Annotated in this window: 16 protein-coding genes; all 16 read right to left on the bottom strand. The window is 64.1% G+C overall.

What is annotated here, in order from left to right; translation table 11 throughout:
- Positions 1 to 5 precede the first annotated feature (5 nt).
- The 16 genes from APH25_RS07740 to APH25_RS07665 all read right to left on the bottom strand — a co-directional run bounded on the left by APH25_RS07740 (position 6) and on the right by APH25_RS07665 (position 13498).
- Positions 6 to 656 carry a hypothetical protein gene (locus APH25_RS07740; protein WP_034006813.1) on the bottom strand — a complete coding sequence of 217 codons (651 nt, stop codon included), beginning with the start codon at positions 654 to 656 and terminating at the stop codon, positions 6 to 8.
- 73 nt (positions 657 to 729) lie between these two features.
- The gene (locus APH25_RS07735) at positions 730 to 990 is read right to left on the bottom strand and encodes a hypothetical protein (RefSeq protein ID WP_034006811.1); all 261 of its coding nucleotides are present in this window, start codon (positions 988 to 990) and stop codon (positions 730 to 732) included.
- A gap of 16 nt (positions 991 to 1006) precedes the next feature.
- Positions 1007 to 1414 (bottom strand): hypothetical protein, encoded by a 408-nt coding sequence (locus tag APH25_RS07730; RefSeq protein WP_034006810.1) that lies wholly within the window; start codon positions 1412 to 1414, stop codon positions 1007 to 1009.
- A 102-nt stretch (positions 1415 to 1516) separates the two neighbouring features.
- Positions 1517 to 1840, bottom strand: a complete 324-nt coding sequence (locus APH25_RS07725; protein ID WP_034006808.1) for a hypothetical protein — start codon at positions 1838 to 1840, stop codon at positions 1517 to 1519.
- A 93-nt stretch (positions 1841 to 1933) separates the two neighbouring features.
- The gene (locus APH25_RS07720; protein ID WP_034006806.1) at positions 1934 to 2623 is read right to left on the bottom strand and encodes a DUF3275 family protein; all 690 of its coding nucleotides are present in this window, start codon (positions 2621 to 2623) and stop codon (positions 1934 to 1936) included.
- A gap of 57 nt (positions 2624 to 2680) precedes the next feature.
- Complete coding sequence (locus APH25_RS07715) at positions 2681 to 3598, bottom strand: DUF3577 domain-containing protein (RefSeq protein WP_034006803.1); 918 nt, start codon at positions 3596 to 3598, stop codon at positions 2681 to 2683.
- Between the two features lie 368 nt (positions 3599 to 3966).
- The gene (locus APH25_RS07710) at positions 3967 to 4320 is read right to left on the bottom strand and encodes a DUF3085 domain-containing protein (protein ID WP_009459699.1); all 354 of its coding nucleotides are present in this window, start codon (positions 4318 to 4320) and stop codon (positions 3967 to 3969) included.
- A 124-nt stretch (positions 4321 to 4444) separates the two neighbouring features.
- Complete coding sequence (locus APH25_RS07705) at positions 4445 to 5257, bottom strand: hypothetical protein (protein WP_034006800.1); 813 nt, start codon at positions 5255 to 5257, stop codon at positions 4445 to 4447.
- A gap of 289 nt (positions 5258 to 5546) precedes the next feature.
- The gene (locus APH25_RS07700) at positions 5547 to 5825 is read right to left on the bottom strand and encodes a hypothetical protein (RefSeq protein WP_009459701.1); all 279 of its coding nucleotides are present in this window, start codon (positions 5823 to 5825) and stop codon (positions 5547 to 5549) included.
- A gap of 97 nt (positions 5826 to 5922) precedes the next feature.
- The gene (locus APH25_RS07695; protein ID WP_034006798.1) at positions 5923 to 6660 is read right to left on the bottom strand and encodes a hypothetical protein; all 738 of its coding nucleotides are present in this window, start codon (positions 6658 to 6660) and stop codon (positions 5923 to 5925) included.
- 80 nt (positions 6661 to 6740) lie between these two features.
- Complete coding sequence (locus APH25_RS07690; protein WP_034006795.1) at positions 6741 to 7427, bottom strand: hypothetical protein; 687 nt, start codon at positions 7425 to 7427, stop codon at positions 6741 to 6743.
- Between the two features lie 173 nt (positions 7428 to 7600).
- On the bottom strand, positions 7601 to 7993 hold the full coding sequence (locus APH25_RS07685; protein WP_034006793.1) for a hypothetical protein: 393 nt from the start codon (positions 7991 to 7993) through the stop codon (positions 7601 to 7603).
- 21 nt (positions 7994 to 8014) lie between these two features.
- A complete protein-coding gene (locus APH25_RS07680; RefSeq protein WP_003290186.1) occupies positions 8015 to 8227 on the bottom strand; it encodes a hypothetical protein in 213 nt (70 codons plus the stop codon).
- Positions 8228 to 8558: 331 nt separating this feature from the next.
- A complete protein-coding gene (locus APH25_RS07675; RefSeq protein WP_034006790.1) occupies positions 8559 to 9116 on the bottom strand; it encodes a hypothetical protein in 558 nt (185 codons plus the stop codon).
- Positions 9117 to 9358: 242 nt separating this feature from the next.
- Positions 9359 to 10966: a DNA cytosine methyltransferase gene (locus tag APH25_RS07670; protein WP_034006789.1), complete on the bottom strand. Its 1608-nt coding sequence runs from the start codon at positions 10964 to 10966 to the stop codon at positions 9359 to 9361.
- 519 nt (positions 10967 to 11485) lie between these two features.
- A complete protein-coding gene (locus APH25_RS07665; protein ID WP_060481549.1) occupies positions 11486 to 13498 on the bottom strand; it encodes a DNA topoisomerase III in 2013 nt (670 codons plus the stop codon).
- Between the last annotated feature and the right edge of the window lie 125 nt (positions 13499 to 13623).

The following is a 13623-nucleotide window of genomic DNA, read 5'->3' as shown; positions in this document are numbered from 1 at the left end:
GTGGGTCAGGCCGCTACCACTTCCGGCGTCCAGATCTTGGCCGGGTATGGATAGGCGGTGAGTACGTCACTGCGGATCAGGGAACCCAGCGCCAAGGTCAGCGCCGGCACGTCGATGGCGAGCCGATGGCCTTCCAGCGGCCCGAGGGCGAACGGAAGGCGGGCCAGCATCTCGCGGCTTTGCAGCAGGTCCAGCACGGTCTCGCGCCAGTGGTCGAGCAGCGGCAACGGGCAGGTGTCCCGCACCAGCATCCACAGGCGGTCAAGCCGGTGGGCGCTGTCGCGTGGCAGTAGTGCCAATGCGCTGGCGTTGGCCTTGTCGGGCTTGACGCAGCGCCGGTCGAACAGCCACACGTTGGACAGCGAACCGAACAGCGTTCGCCGATAGGCGCGCGCGATGCGCTTTTCCAGGCGATCGACATTGCCGATGAACACCGGGACGCTACCGCCCTGGTCGGTGATGACGTGGAACTGGTCCAGTCCCTGCTCGTCGCGCCCGAGGGTCAGGCGAGCGAGGAACTGCTGGACGGCGGTGTCGCGTGCCCAGATGGACAGGAAAATCAGGTTGCCCTGGTCATCGCCGACGCAAGCGTCGGCCATCACGTCGGGACATTCGTCGATGCAGTACAGCGTGGTCGAAGAGGTGTTTGCGGGCATGGTGGTGTCCTCGAATGAACGGGAACAGCACCGCCCGCTGGGGCAAGTACTGCCCCCGGGGGAAGAAAATCGCTCAGTCCGGCTCGAACTGCCGGGTGTGCGGGTTGAAGTGAAGCGCCTCGTCTGCCGAGGTGATCGGCGTGAAGCCGTCCAGGTAGATGTGGTTGAGGTACTGGTCGCGGTAGGTCAGTGCCTGCCGTGCCTGTTCCTCGGTGAGGCCATTGCTGATGAAGTACTCCTGCATTTCCTCGTCGGAAGACACTTCGTCGTTGGACAAACTTCCTTCAACGAGTGCCAGCAGCGAGGGTGAGAGCGCAGCCAGGATCGGGTCCATGTCGGTTCCTCCTGACTCAGGCCATCAGCGTCGCGGCGGGAGCCGTGACAGCCGTGGGTGTGCGCCGCCGTGCGTGGTAGGCGCGAACGCCTGCACGCCATTCGGCGGACTGCACCGGCGTGCGATCCAGATAGGACAGCGGGCACGAGTAGTAGTACGGGTGCATGGACTCGTCCAGCGGCTTGTAGCCCCACTGGTTGCCGCTGCGTTCCAGCAGATCGCAGCGGATGGTGCACAGGGACTGGCCCGGTGCGAGATCACGATGCACACCCTCGACCTTGGCGGTCATTTCGACCACGGACCACAGCACGTTGCCGCGCAGTGCGTGAGCGATGACCTTCGCGCTGATGCGCTCGGTCTCGTGCGGTGCGATCAGTTCCATGATCAATTCAGACCGCGACTGATGAGAGAAATACCAGCCCATGAGAGGCCTCCTGAGAAAAGTAGAGCCCGAGGTCTCCCCGTGGGAGAGAACCCCCAGCGGGTGATTGAACGCCGTGTGTGCGGCGATGGAATGCAGTGCAGACTAGGAACCGCAACCGGCCGGGCAGCAACCCAGCGTGATCCCGTGCGAGCAGCAGCCGTTTTCAGCGAGCCAGTCCTGGGTTTCCTGCCGTTCGGCAGGTGTTGCGTAGTCCCATTCCTGGGTCGCGATTTCCAGGGCCTGAGAGCGCTGGTTTTCCGGCAAACGATCGACTTGCGCGTCGATCTCCGAGCTGAAGAGCGTCACGTAGTGTTCGTAGGACAGGCCGCAACCACGCTGGGCGTGTGCAGCAGCCGTCTTGCAGAGTTCCCGCCATGCGGGTTCGTCCAGCATTGAACGAGGGGTGTCGCAAGCGATGATGGACATGATGGAGACCTCCAGAAAAAACCGGAGCCTCCCCCGCATGGGGAAGGAACCCCGGCGGGTGGATGAAGAACGCTGCGGATGCGGCGTCTGCGATCACGCAGGTTGCAGTTCGGCCTGGCGGCTCCACTCCTGCGTCTTGAAGTCCAGCGCGTAGCCCAGTTCGCCCAGGCGGGCGATCTGGGCGCGCAGGGCGCGGCGGTCGATGGTCGAATCCAGCTTCACAGACTCGCCCAGCGGCCACAACAGGCCGAACAGCGCGGCGTCGCCATCCTCGGTGCTGCCGGGGGCAGCAGCCGCAGCAGGCGGCGCGTCCACGCCGAAGGGCGTGGTATCGACCAGCGGGTCCGCGGACGTCTGCACGGGTGCAGGTCTGGCGGACCTGGATGCCTTGGCGGGCTTGGCCGGCGTTGTCGCAGGCTGTGTCCCTTGCTCTTCATCGAGCGGATCGACTTCCTGCGGGGCGAAGCTATGTGCTTCGGCCTTGCTCAGTTTGTCGATGCCGAAAAGTGTCATACCGTCCAGGTTGGCGCGCATCTCGAAACGCATGCTGCCGTCGCTGATCGGATAGCCTTTGAGGAAGATGTAGCGAAGGACGAACTCCCCTTGATACTTGCCCTCGGGGTATTGCTCCAACTCCGCGTCTTTAATCGTGAATTTTCCGAGTTGGCATTCGAGCTTGCCAACATTGAACTTTCCGTTGCGGCCGTGAATGGTGCGCAGCGCGAGCTGGCCCGGGACGATGATGGGAGTGGCCGATTTCTCGGGTGCCGATGTGACTGCCATGATGCTTCTCCTTGAGGAATAGGAAAAAGGCAAGGCCCCGTGAGGGGCCATGCCGGATCAGAACGAAGCAGCCAATGCCGGCTCCTGCTCTTCGACTTCACCTGCGGGCTCGCGCTCGGCGGGCTCGATAGGCTGGTCGGCAGCGGTGTCGGCGGCGTCCTCGGCTTCGGGCGCGGGTGCGTCCTCGGCCTGCGACGCCTCGGCTTGCGCCTGGCTCGTCGGATAGACCTGGGTGCCGTCGATCTTGATCAGACCGATGTGGATCAGCGTCGATTCCAGGCTCGCTCCCGGCTCCCCGGCGCGCTCACCCTTGGTGCGGATGTACGGATCGATCTTCATGTCGTTCAACTTGAAGGCGATCAGCACCTTGCGGTCCCCTTCGATGGCCTGCACGCACCGGCGAACCAGGTGCTCGGCTTCAGGGGTGGCGACGATGGTGTCGAAGTACCGATAGTCCGGTTCACCGACAGGCCCGGCCAGAGCCGCGACGCAGCACGACAGGAACGGATCGCCATCCTTGGGGGTGACGTCCTTCGGACGGCTGAGGTAGCCGATGCCGCGGGTGATCAGCTCGTGCTGCTTGATGGAAGCCAGTTCGGCCCGGTCAAGCGGCTCGGCCTTGAGCAGTCGCGCCTTGAGGGACGCGGCGGCTTCACCCTTGCGCTCGCCCTTGTCGCGGATGTACGCATCGCCCCACAGGTCGCCGAGGCGGAAGCGCACCAGCGGGCGCTGCTTGGGATCGTCAACGCCGATGTAGCGCTGGACGAGGTTCTTGGCCTCGGCACCCGAGACCTTGACGTCGAAGTAGCGGTAGCTGGGGTCCCTGGCGGGGCCGACCAGCGCGGCAACGGTGCATGCCAGGAAAGGCTGCGCACGGCGGCCGCCCCGGACAGGCACTTCACGGACACGCTGGATGTAGCCGATGCCCGAGGTGTGGAGGTCGAAATACGATTTCTCGTTGGACGTGATGTTCATGGTGAATCTCCATAGGGAAGAAGCGGAGACACACCAGCCCCACGCATGCGGGGAAAGGTGCGTAACCCCGCGGTGGGTCGATAAGGCGAAAGCATCCGCCACCAGAGACTGGTGGCCGCTCGCGGATGGATGCGGTGCGAGCTGGCTCGGTCACGCAGTGGGAACTGCGACGCAACCTCGAAGACCGATGATTGCCTGGCATGTCGCTGACAACGTCAGCAGGCATGGGGTCAGCATGGCCGGGCCTCGCGCGCGCGACAGCAATCAATCGGCATCCGGGCGCTTCCCATTTTTTCCAGGCTGCCCAGTTCCGCCCAAAAGAAAGCCCCCGAAATGGGGGCTTCAAGGGGTATGCGGACATTTTTGGACTACGCCGATTCCACCGCCGCCAGTGACAGATACGTAGCGGTGGCGGACAGCTCCAGATCATCTGAGCTTTGCAGAATGCGAGTGAAAACGCTGTCTTTCGGGTCGAAGAACTCGCCGAAGTCGTCGCCGCCAAGCTCGGCGCGTGCCAGTTCCCACCAGTCATCGAACGGGTCGGTATCCGGGTTGCAGCCGACGGCATAGGCCAGCAGCTTCACACGGCCATCGGGGCGGCGCTCTCCGCGCTCGGCGAGGAAGTACACGCCCTGGTCCTTGGCCAGGGCGACGCGGCATTGGTTGGCGATGGCCTCGGCAAGCACGGGGCGCAGGTCGGAGCCTCTGAATCGCAGTGACATGGTTGAAATCTCCTGTATGGATGAAGAAAAAAGCCCTCCACCGAAACGGATGGAAGGCTTGTGGGGCAGTCGCCGGTAGGCTGTGGACTGATCAGTCGTGCCGCTAGGCTTCCTGTCTGGCACGTCAGGCTGGAACCGCCTGACGTTGCCGAGAGGCTTTGGCGTCGATCACGCTCACGTCGATCAGGCGCCAGCGCCCGTCGTCGATGAGCCGCTCCAGCACTTCACCGAGCATGTCGAAATACACCTCGTCGTGCCTATCGATCAACTCACCGTCGCGGTGCAGCTCCACCACGTAGGTGTCGCCGCCACGGTCGTAGAGGATCGTCACCTGACCCTCGAACTTGGTGGTTGAGACCGTGAAGCTGATCGCCGGCGGGGTCTCGATGATCTTGGAGGGCTTGGGATCGACCCAGGCGAAGTCGCGGGCACCTGCATCGACCAGCATGTGGGTGATGCACCGGAACCCGTCGGGCGCGGGCATCTCCTCCAACTGCTCGATGAGTTGGCCCAGCTCCATGCACTGCGGCTCGGGAATGGGCAGCTTGGCGGGAGCTTTGCCAAGGATATGCCTCGTGATGGTGTAAGGCGTGCCATCCGAAGTCTTCTCGGTGACGACTTCCGGGGTGTCCGCGCGCAGCCCGTCGAAACGTCGCCGGGCGTAGGGTTGGACATGGACCTTGGCGCCCTCGCTGGGAACGGTGGTCACCAGGTTGGGATCGAGCACGGCGAACTCGGAAGGCTTGAGCTTGACGACGATGGCATCATCGGTCGCGGAGACTACCTTGCCGTTGAAGGGCTGAGGGTCGATGGCGAAGCCCAACGTCGAGGACTGCGGCTGATCATCGAATACGCGGTATTTGAACGAACGCACGTTGCGAGGGACATGGCCCGCGACAAGCGAAGGCATCATGGATTTGATGAGGGAACGGTCCATGGGAATCTCCTTGAGGAAGAACAAGGGATTCCCCGCCCGCAAGGGAGAGGTCCCTTGTGGGTGGCGTGAACGGACGGGGTACGTCCATAGGAAGAAACGACCAGCACGGTTTCCCGCACTTGCAGCCTTGAAGGTCTCGGCTGCCAGGGCATGTGTCGGCAACGCCGACGAACATGGAGCAAGGATGGCTCTGGAATGGGCGGACTGCCTGCAAGAAATCGCACAGCGTCGCACCCGCTTTCCTGCGCTGCGGACAAGAAAAAGCCCCTCGAAAAGGGGCTTGGTTGGGTCAGGCTTCGTACACGAAGTAGTGCTCGCGCTGACGTGGGAAGAAGACATGCTTCCATGTATCGCCGCTGGTGTTGCCACCGTCGAAGACGACCATTTCGTAGTCGTCAATGTCGGTGTCCACCAGATCGGCGCTGGCGATATGGCGCATGTGCAGCGTACCGCTCATGCGCTCGAATACCAGGATCTGGCCGATGGCGTCGTCCTGGCCCATGGCATTGACGCAGGCGCCGAGCTGGTGCTCGAAGTCTGGCGTGCGCGAGATGAGGTCGGGGAACATGAGGTTGCTCCTATGAAAATGGACCAGCCCGGCTCCGGGAGGGAGACGGGCCGGTATGGGGGAGAACAAAGAGGAAGGATGTTGCGTCGAGCGGCTGCTAGGATTCGGCCAACGGCAGGCCCAACAGCACGGGTGCGTCGGCGTCGAGAATCAGGAAGCGCACATCGGCCTGGCCAGCCAGTTCAATGACGTTCGCCAGGTCATCCGGCATACCCTTGCTTCGGTGCTCCTGGCGAAGCTGCTCCGCACTGATGCCCTCGGCGTGGTCCAGGTTCTTGTCCGTCCAGGGGGTGGAGATCAGCTTGATGCCGATCGCCGGGCTGTACGGAACCCGGAACGCGATGAACAGGAATGCCTCCGGCGTAGCGAGGTCTGCCAGGTTGGCGAGGTATTGGCCGGCTTCTTGGCTGATGTGTGCGCTGCTGATTTCCCAGCACCGGCTGTAGTAGCCGGTCTCGAAACTCAGGCGCTGTACGACTTCCCGCGCTGCCTCTGCCGAATAGGCGTCGCCGACGTGGATGGGGCGACCGTCGAAGTCGTCGCCATGGATGGCATAGACCACGGCACCGATTACACCTTCGCCGCTGACACCTTCTGCGGTATCGCATTCGGCCAGCACCTCGGCACTCACGGGTTCGGGACCATTCCTGACCACGGCGAAATCGCTGGTGATGATGCACGAGGATGAAATCAGTTCCTCGTCGGAAAAGTGCTTTTGACTCGCGTGGATGATTCGCCAGACATGCGGGCTTCCGTCGTCGTAGCCGATGCACAGCGTGCGGACGATTTTCAGATTCCAGTAGCCGCGGAGAAAGGGATTGGGTTTCTGGGACATGGGAACTCTCCAGATTTGAATAATGGGGCCAATCCCCGCCACCGGGAATTGGACCCGGTGGGTTGAAAGTGGAAAATGCGTCAGTCGGCGCTGATCGTTGGCGTCTGAGACAGCCGTTCGGCGATGCGATGGCGCACATTTAGGCGAAATTGCTCATCGGTGATGCCGGCAAGCAGGTTGGCGGCCTCCAGCGCGATCAACGCTGAGGCCTCTTCGATGTCGGCGGCCAGGATGGTGTTGCGCAGTTGATCGCCGAGTTGAAGCGCCTGCGAGGACGTTCTGAAGACCTGGACCTCGCGGCTCAGGTAACAGCCGTTGCCGCCGAACTCGAATAGCCTTGGCTTGCTGCAATACCAGCAGCCCTCAAACTGGATGGCGGTCAGGTTATGGCCGTCATCGAAGCGGGTGGCGATCAGAAGCAGGGCTTCCAGGTCGGCGCTGTCCTCGAATTGGTGGTGCTCGATCAGGTTCTCCAGCTCCTCGTCCTGGTCAGCACCGAAGTGCGCGGCCAGCCGTTCAAGCAGAGGCGGAATCGACAACTCTTCGTCGTCGGGCATGGGGATGTCGAGTTGTGTGGCCAGGTTTTCCAGACCGTCCAGCACATCTGTCCAGCGTGGATCATTGGTTTCGGCGATCTGGGCGATGTAGGCCTGCCCATTGCCTGGATGGTTTTCGTCGAGCGCGAAAGCACCGAACAGTGCCTTGATGACGGGAGTAACGCGGTTGAGCAGGAGAACGCCCGTGCCTTCGTAGTAGTTGTTTGCCATGCTGGCTCCTTTCGAGAAGAGCGGAGCCAGCCCATGCGGACGATGGCATCCGCAGGGAATAGCCCAAGGCCGTTGGCGTCGGGCGATGGGGAAGAAAAATTGAGGGACATGGCCTTATGGGCGCATGTCCCTCACGGGGGGATCGAGAGGACAGTGGCGTGCCGGAGACCGGCTCACCAACCGCTGTAGTTCACCAGCAGGTCGGCGATGACCTTGCGGCGTTCCAGATCGAGACCGTCGAAGTCCGACAGCCCGTGGAAGCGGCAGCGCTTGAGCATGGCACCGCCCTCGCGCGCGTTGTAGAAGCTGACCATGGCGGACAGGAACATGCGTTCGCCGCTGCTCAGGACGCCGAGGGCATCGTTGAGCCGCAGCATGTCGGGACGCAAATCCCACTTGGTGTTGGCCTGGTTCAGGCCTTCACGGGTGCCGTCGCCGAACCACTCGGGACCAGCAATCTCGACACCGCGCTTCCAGGCCTCGAAGAAGGCTTGGGGCGCGGCAGCGAAATGCTGATCTTCCCGCATGATCTGATCGACGACTTCCCGCGGCAGTAGCTGGTTCATGACGTGATTTCTCCAGTTGGATCAGGGAATGGCGAGCTGGGACCAGCCGCCTCTTTCGAGGGCGCGTTGAGCCGCGGCGTAGCTGCGGAAGTACTCGCGGGATTCCCGCGAAACGGGACCTTCGGTATCGCGCGTGCCGATGTAGTGGCCGGCGGCGCTTTGCAGGACTTCGAGCGGCAGGAACTTGCCGCAGTAGGTCAGGGCCAACTGGCCGAAAGAGGCTTGCTGGGACATGGACGGGCTCCTTGGAAAAGCGGGGCCTTGTCCCTTACGGGATGGCAGCTCCCGCACGCGGTTGAAAAAAAGCATCGGCGTCACGGGGACGCGCGTCCGCAGAATTGATGCGATGCGGACTGGTGGGTGACGCGGGAGAGACCCGCGGCAGCCTGGAACCCTGGCTGCTGGCATGTGCTGACGAATCAGCGAACATGCGGGCAGCTTCCTGCGAGGGCCGTGCTGCGTCAGTTGGAAAACGGCATCCGGCCCAGCCCCGATTTATGGGCGCAGAGAAAAGAAAAGCCCCGCATCGAGTGCGGGGCTGTCAGGAGGGGGCGGTGGCGCTGGGTCAGTCGGGCTTGTCGCCCAGAACATGCTGCTTCCACAGATCGAATGCCTGCTCGGGCGGAAGCTCGGCGAGGATGACGATGGGCTGGGCCTGTCGGGCGCGCAGCGAAGCGAAGTACGTCTTGCGGTCGGCGATGGCCTTGAGCTTGATGCCCTTGATGAACAGCAGTTTGCCGTCCTTGATGAACAGCACCTTGTTGCCGATGTCGCGGTTGAACGCGGCTCGCACCTTGCGCTCCGCATGCATGGCATCGGCCAGCTCATCGACCAGGAAGTCGAGCGTCATGTCGATGTAATGAGGGTCCTCACCCTCCTGGCCGAGATCGAGCGGCGCAGGCGGCAGGCCTTTAGCGAAGGCTTCGGCCTCAGCCAGCAGCGTCGTCTTGCCATTGAGCGCGCGGAGGAATGTCGAGCCGCCATGCCCGTCGTTGCGGGCCTCGGCGATGGGAGTGCCGTCGAACACGATGGTCGCGGTGAAGCACAGCGTTTCCTCGCTGGCGAAGTCGGCGACCTTGAGGTTCTTCAGCGTGATGCGGTCTTGCTTGGTGATGGTGTCCATGGGAAGTCCTGAAATCGACCGGGTGGCGACATGCCCCTGACGGGACGTGGCGACCATCCCGTGGGTTGGAGAAAGGAGGCATCGATGCCCCGGTGGGCAGCGTTCGCCGGTGAGATGCCGAAGCGAACTGGTGGGTGGCGTGGGCGGAACCCACGGCAGCCTTGACACCCTGGCTGCGGGCTGCTGCCGATACATCGGCAATGCAGGGGGAGAATGGCGCGGCCGGCAGGCTGCGTCGTCGATCAATCCGAAGCGGTCGAGTCCGTCTTGTGCAGGCACTGCACCAGCCGGTTGCCCAGCCAAGCCATGCACGGGACGGCCATGGAGTTGCCAATCGCCTTGTAGCGCGGAGCGTCTGCGGCAGGCTTGCCGCGATACGGGATCAGCGTGTAGTCGTCGGGCATGCCCTGCAGCCGCTCGCACTCCATGGGCATCAGCCGCCGCACCCGCCATTGCGACCAGTCCGCTGCACCGGATTCATTCCAGTCGTAGCGGAAATGTGCCTCGAAGTCGGGGGCCAGGACATGGGGCTTGTCTGCGCCGCCGCCGCTGGTACGCAACGCCGCCGCAACGCTTCCGCCCAGTTCGGCGGCAAGACCCTGCGTCCGTCCCCGCAGGGCAACGCAGGCCACCATCGGCACACCGTAGCCCGGCTTGCCGTTGGATAGGACGGTGCAAGACACCTGTCCATGGCCCGACTCGAAGCGCACTTCGCCGCGGTTGTTCTGCGCGAAGGCGATGGCGGGCACGACGCCTGCGTTCGCATGGCTGTTGCGATGCCCGCCGGCACGCAGCGTCGGCGTCAGGTCGATCGTGGCGTCCGCGCCGCTGCCCTGGGCGGTGAAGGCGATGATCGGCACGCCCTTTCCCGTACCGTCCTCGCTGCTGCCCTTGCCGTTGTTGGCGGTGTCGAGGGTGTGGGCGATGCTGCCGGCGATGGACTGCACCATGAACGTCTCGGTGCGGATGTCGTGCTTGGGACCCGCGGCCATCAGGCATGCCGCAACATCGACGGGGCCAATGCCGCCGCTGAATCCGAACGTCATCGTGACCTTGCCGTAGGGCTGGTTCAGTCCAGCGAATCCTGCGTATCCGCCTGCTGCTGCAGCACCCGGTCCAGCAGCGCGGGCAGCTTCTTGCCACGGCGCGCGGCCCGCAGAAGAATCCCCGCGCAGGCCTGTGCGCTCAAAAAGTACTTCGGAGGGATCGAGGTCATCACCACCACATGCCACAAGAAACACGCGCTTGCGGCGTTGGGCGACACCGAAATATTGAGCGTCGAGCACGCGCCAGGCGATGCGGCGGCGGGGTCCAGACACACAACCAGCGTGCGCCCATTTTTCCCCTGGCGGCTGGAGCGCACGGCTTTCTCCGGCCAGTGCTCCCAGGAAATGCCCGAAGGCATTGCTGCGGTCGTTGAGGACGCCGGGGACGTTTTCCCAGACGAGCGTTGCCGGCGGGCGGCGGTCTTGGTGGCGGGTTTGGTCGATGGCATTTGCAAGCTCCACATAGGCAAGGGTCAAGGCGCCGCGCGGGTCGTTCAGCCCCTGGCGCGCGCCGGCAACGCTGAACGACTGGCACGGCGTGCCGCCGACCAGGATGTCGGGCGCCGGCACGGTGCCGGCGCGCACCTGACGGGCGATCGCGGTCATGTCGCCCAGGTTGGGCACATGGGGGTAACGGTGGGCGAGCACGGCGCTCGGGAACGGCTCAATCTCGGAGAACCACGCGGCTTTGAGGCCGAGGGGTTGCCATGCGAGGCTCACGGCCTCGATGCCGCTGCATACGCTGCCGTACAGCAGTGGCGCGGCCTGGGGTGCACCGCGAAGGGTGCAAGGTTGCGGGTTCATGTCGGGTCTCCTGTTCGTGTGGCCCGGGGCGGGCCGGGACGTTGATAGGCAGGAGAAAGGCGCCGAAGGCCCTGCGGCCTTCGGCTCGGGAGGACAGAACCACCCGTGGGCTGGTGCAGGCCCGGTCGTCGCTAGAACCGTCTGCTCATCAGCAATCACACCCGGCGCATGTCGTGGTTCGCGCCGGCATCGTCTGGCGCACATCCGCGCACAAAGGGAGCCCGTTTTTGCGCCGGCGGGCACCGGCACCGAATACCGCTGACCACGAAGGGTCTCCGGGTGGCTCGCGCAGCTTGGCAAGCCACCGGGGGACCCTTCGCAGAGGCGGGAGAAATGCAGATCAGCAGAACGCGCAGGAGGCGGTTCGCGGAGAAGCTACCTTCAGGTCCCGCGGCCGGGGATGACCAAGCGGGACGCGCACACGGACAAGAAGGCGTTGCGCGCTGGGCGTCCCGCAGGGCGTGCGGAACACAGGCCGCGCCGCCGATGGCGGGCACGGCTCACGGGGAACGGGGTCGGTCAGGAGCCTTTGCGGCCGCTACGGCGCGGGCGCGAGGCACCACGCTTGGACGTGCCGGATTCGATCGGCAGCGTGCCTTTGCAGTCGGGGTAGCGACTGCACGACCAGAATGGGCCGCTCTTGCCGGTGCGCTGGCGCGTCGGTGCGCCGCACTGTGGGCAAGGCGGTCCGTGGGGAACCTTGATGGACAGGGACGTGCTGCCGTACTGCGCGATCAACTGTGAGATCCATGCAGCCTGCTTGCCGATGAATACGTCCAGCGTGAGCTGTCCAGCTTCGATCATGTCCAGCGCCTGTTCCCAGACGGCGGTTGCCCCTGGGTCGGCAATCGCTGTGGGCACCGCGTCGATCAGGGTGAAGGCCGCATCCGAGGCGCGGATGGCGCGGCCCTTCTTCATGAGGTAGCCCCGCGTCAGCAGGCCACTGATGATGTTGGCCCGCGTCGCTTCGGTGCCGATGCCGACCGTATCCTTGAGCTTCTGTTTCAGGCGCGGGTCCGAGACCAGTTTGGCGACGCCCTTCATGGACTTGACCAACTCGCCCTGCGTATAGGGCCGAGGGGGCAGCGTCTTGAGCGCCTTCAGATCGACGTCGGCCACCTGACATGCCAGGCCCTCGCGCAGCGCGGGCAGTACCTGGCTGCGCGCCGCGGGGTCACCATCCTCCTCGGATTGCGGTTCGGCCAGCACCAGGCGCCAACCCTTTACGACGACCTGCTTGCCGGTGGCCGCCAGCGTCTGCTGGCCGCAGGAGAGGTTCGCCACAGTGCGGTCGAACTCGTGGTGAGGAAGGAATTGCGCCAGGTAATGCGCCCGGATCAGCCGATACACTGCCAGTTCCTTCTCACTCATGATCGAGAGGTTCGCCGGTTCGAGCGTCGGGATGATGCCGTGGTGAGCAGACACCTTCGCGTCGTTCCAGGCGCGTGAGCGTTGAGTGCGGTCGAGCTGGTCCATGATCGGTCGCAGCAAGGGATCGGTCTTGACCAGGCTGTCGAGGACCGTTGGCACCTCGGCGAACATGCTTTCGGGCAGGTAGCCCGAATCGGAGCGCGGGTACGTCGTGGCCTTGTGCGTCTCGTATAGGGCCTGAGCAATGTCCAAGGTCTCCTGCACATCGAGCCCAAGCTGCCTGGAACACACCTCCTGCAAGGTCCCCAGGTCGAACGGCAGCGGCGGGCCTTCCCGCACGCGCTCGGTTTCGACCGCCACCACCTGGGCGCTGTCCGCGGCGCGGATCTGCTGCGCGGCGTGCTGCGCGATGGGCTGCTGCAGGCAGCGGCCGGCGTCGTCGGTGCATGCTTTCGGGGGAACCCACTGCGCGGTGAAAGCCTGGCTGCCAGCGGACAGGGACACGTCGATGGCCCAGTACGGCACGGACACGAAGGCTGCGATCTCGCGATCCCGGTCCACGACCAGTTTGAGCGTCGGGGTCTGGACGCGACCGACCGACAGCACGCCGTCGTAGCCGGCCTGCCGCCCCAGCACCGTGAACAACCGGCTGAGATTCATGCCGACGAGCCAGTCCGCCCGAGAGCGCGCCAGCGCCGAGTAGTACATCGGCAAGGTCTCGGCCGATGGCCGGAGCCTGCCGAGTGCGGCACGAATGGATGCGTCGTTGAGCGCCGACAGCCACAGCCGCTCGATGGGGCCGCGGTAGCCGCACAGGTCGATGATCTCGCGCGCGATCAACTCGCCCTCGCGGTCGGCATCGGTAGCGATGACAAGCTGGGTCGCCTTCGCCAGAAGCGCCTTGACGACCTTGAACTGCGTGGCGGTTTTCGGTTTGACCTCGACCCGCCAATGCTGGGGAATGATGGGCAACTGCTCGATGGACCAGCGCTTCAACTGCTCGTCGTAGGCTTCGGGCGCTGCGGCTTCCACGAGATGGCCGATGCACCAGGTGACGGTGACGCCGGAACCGTTGAGGCAGCCTTCACCGCGCTGCGTGGCACCGAGAATCCGGCCAATGTCTTTGCCCTGGGAGGGCTTCTCGCACAAGAACAGCCGCATGTCCGTCCATCCCGATTCCCGTTTTGTTAATGGAGTTGCTGGAATCGAGGATGCCGAGCGCCACCTAGGGCAGCAGCAAACAAGCCGCATGCGGCGGCGACCGCTTTCACGGAATGGAATGGCTT

This window comes from Pseudomonas sp. NBRC 111119 (assembly GCF_001320125.1).
Taxonomy (GTDB): Bacteria; Pseudomonadota; Gammaproteobacteria; order Pseudomonadales; family Pseudomonadaceae; genus Aquipseudomonas; species Aquipseudomonas parafulva.
The sequence above is the reverse complement of the archived record's forward strand: the minus strand, read 5'-3'. Positions and strand labels throughout refer to the sequence as shown.

Excerpts from the sequence above, each read along its gene's own strand:
- APH25_RS07705 (WP_034006800.1), bottom strand. The coding sequence starts at position 5,257 with ATGGACCGTTCCCTCATCAAATCCATGATGCCTTCGCTTGTCGCGGGC.
- APH25_RS07725 (WP_034006808.1), bottom strand. The coding sequence starts at position 1,840 with ATGTCCATCATCGCTTGCGACACCCCTCGTTCAATGCTGGACGAACCC.
- APH25_RS07740 (WP_034006813.1), bottom strand. The coding sequence starts at position 656 with ATGCCCGCAAACACCTCTTCGACCACGCTGTACTGCATCGACGAATGT.
- APH25_RS07675 (WP_034006790.1), bottom strand. The coding sequence starts at position 9,116 with ATGGACACCATCACCAAGCAAGACCGCATCACGCTGAAGAACCTCAAG.
- APH25_RS07695 (WP_034006798.1), bottom strand. The coding sequence starts at position 6,660 with ATGTCCCAGAAACCCAATCCCTTTCTCCGCGGCTACTGGAATCTGAAA.
- APH25_RS07670 (WP_034006789.1), bottom strand. The coding sequence starts at position 10,966 with ATGAACCCGCAACCTTGCACCCTTCGCGGTGCACCCCAGGCCGCGCCA.
- APH25_RS07685 (WP_034006793.1), bottom strand. The coding sequence starts at position 7,993 with ATGAACCAGCTACTGCCGCGGGAAGTCGTCGATCAGATCATGCGGGAA.
- APH25_RS07680 (WP_003290186.1), bottom strand. The coding sequence starts at position 8,227 with ATGTCCCAGCAAGCCTCTTTCGGCCAGTTGGCCCTGACCTACTGCGGC.
- APH25_RS07690 (WP_034006795.1), bottom strand. The coding sequence starts at position 7,427 with ATGGCAAACAACTACTACGAAGGCACGGGCGTTCTCCTGCTCAACCGC.
- APH25_RS07730 (WP_034006810.1), bottom strand. The coding sequence starts at position 1,414 with ATGGGCTGGTATTTCTCTCATCAGTCGCGGTCTGAATTGATCATGGAA.
- APH25_RS07665 (WP_060481549.1), bottom strand. The coding sequence starts at position 13,498 with ATGCGGCTGTTCTTGTGCGAGAAGCCCTCCCAGGGCAAAGACATTGGC.
- APH25_RS07715 (WP_034006803.1), bottom strand. The coding sequence starts at position 3,598 with ATGAACATCACGTCCAACGAGAAATCGTATTTCGACCTCCACACCTCG.
- APH25_RS07710 (WP_009459699.1), bottom strand. The coding sequence starts at position 4,320 with ATGTCACTGCGATTCAGAGGCTCCGACCTGCGCCCCGTGCTTGCCGAG.
- APH25_RS07735 (WP_034006811.1), bottom strand. The coding sequence starts at position 990 with ATGGACCCGATCCTGGCTGCGCTCTCACCCTCGCTGCTGGCACTCGTT.
- APH25_RS07720 (WP_034006806.1), bottom strand. The coding sequence starts at position 2,623 with ATGGCAGTCACATCGGCACCCGAGAAATCGGCCACTCCCATCATCGTC.
- APH25_RS07700 (WP_009459701.1), bottom strand. The coding sequence starts at position 5,825 with ATGTTCCCCGACCTCATCTCGCGCACGCCAGACTTCGAGCACCAGCTC.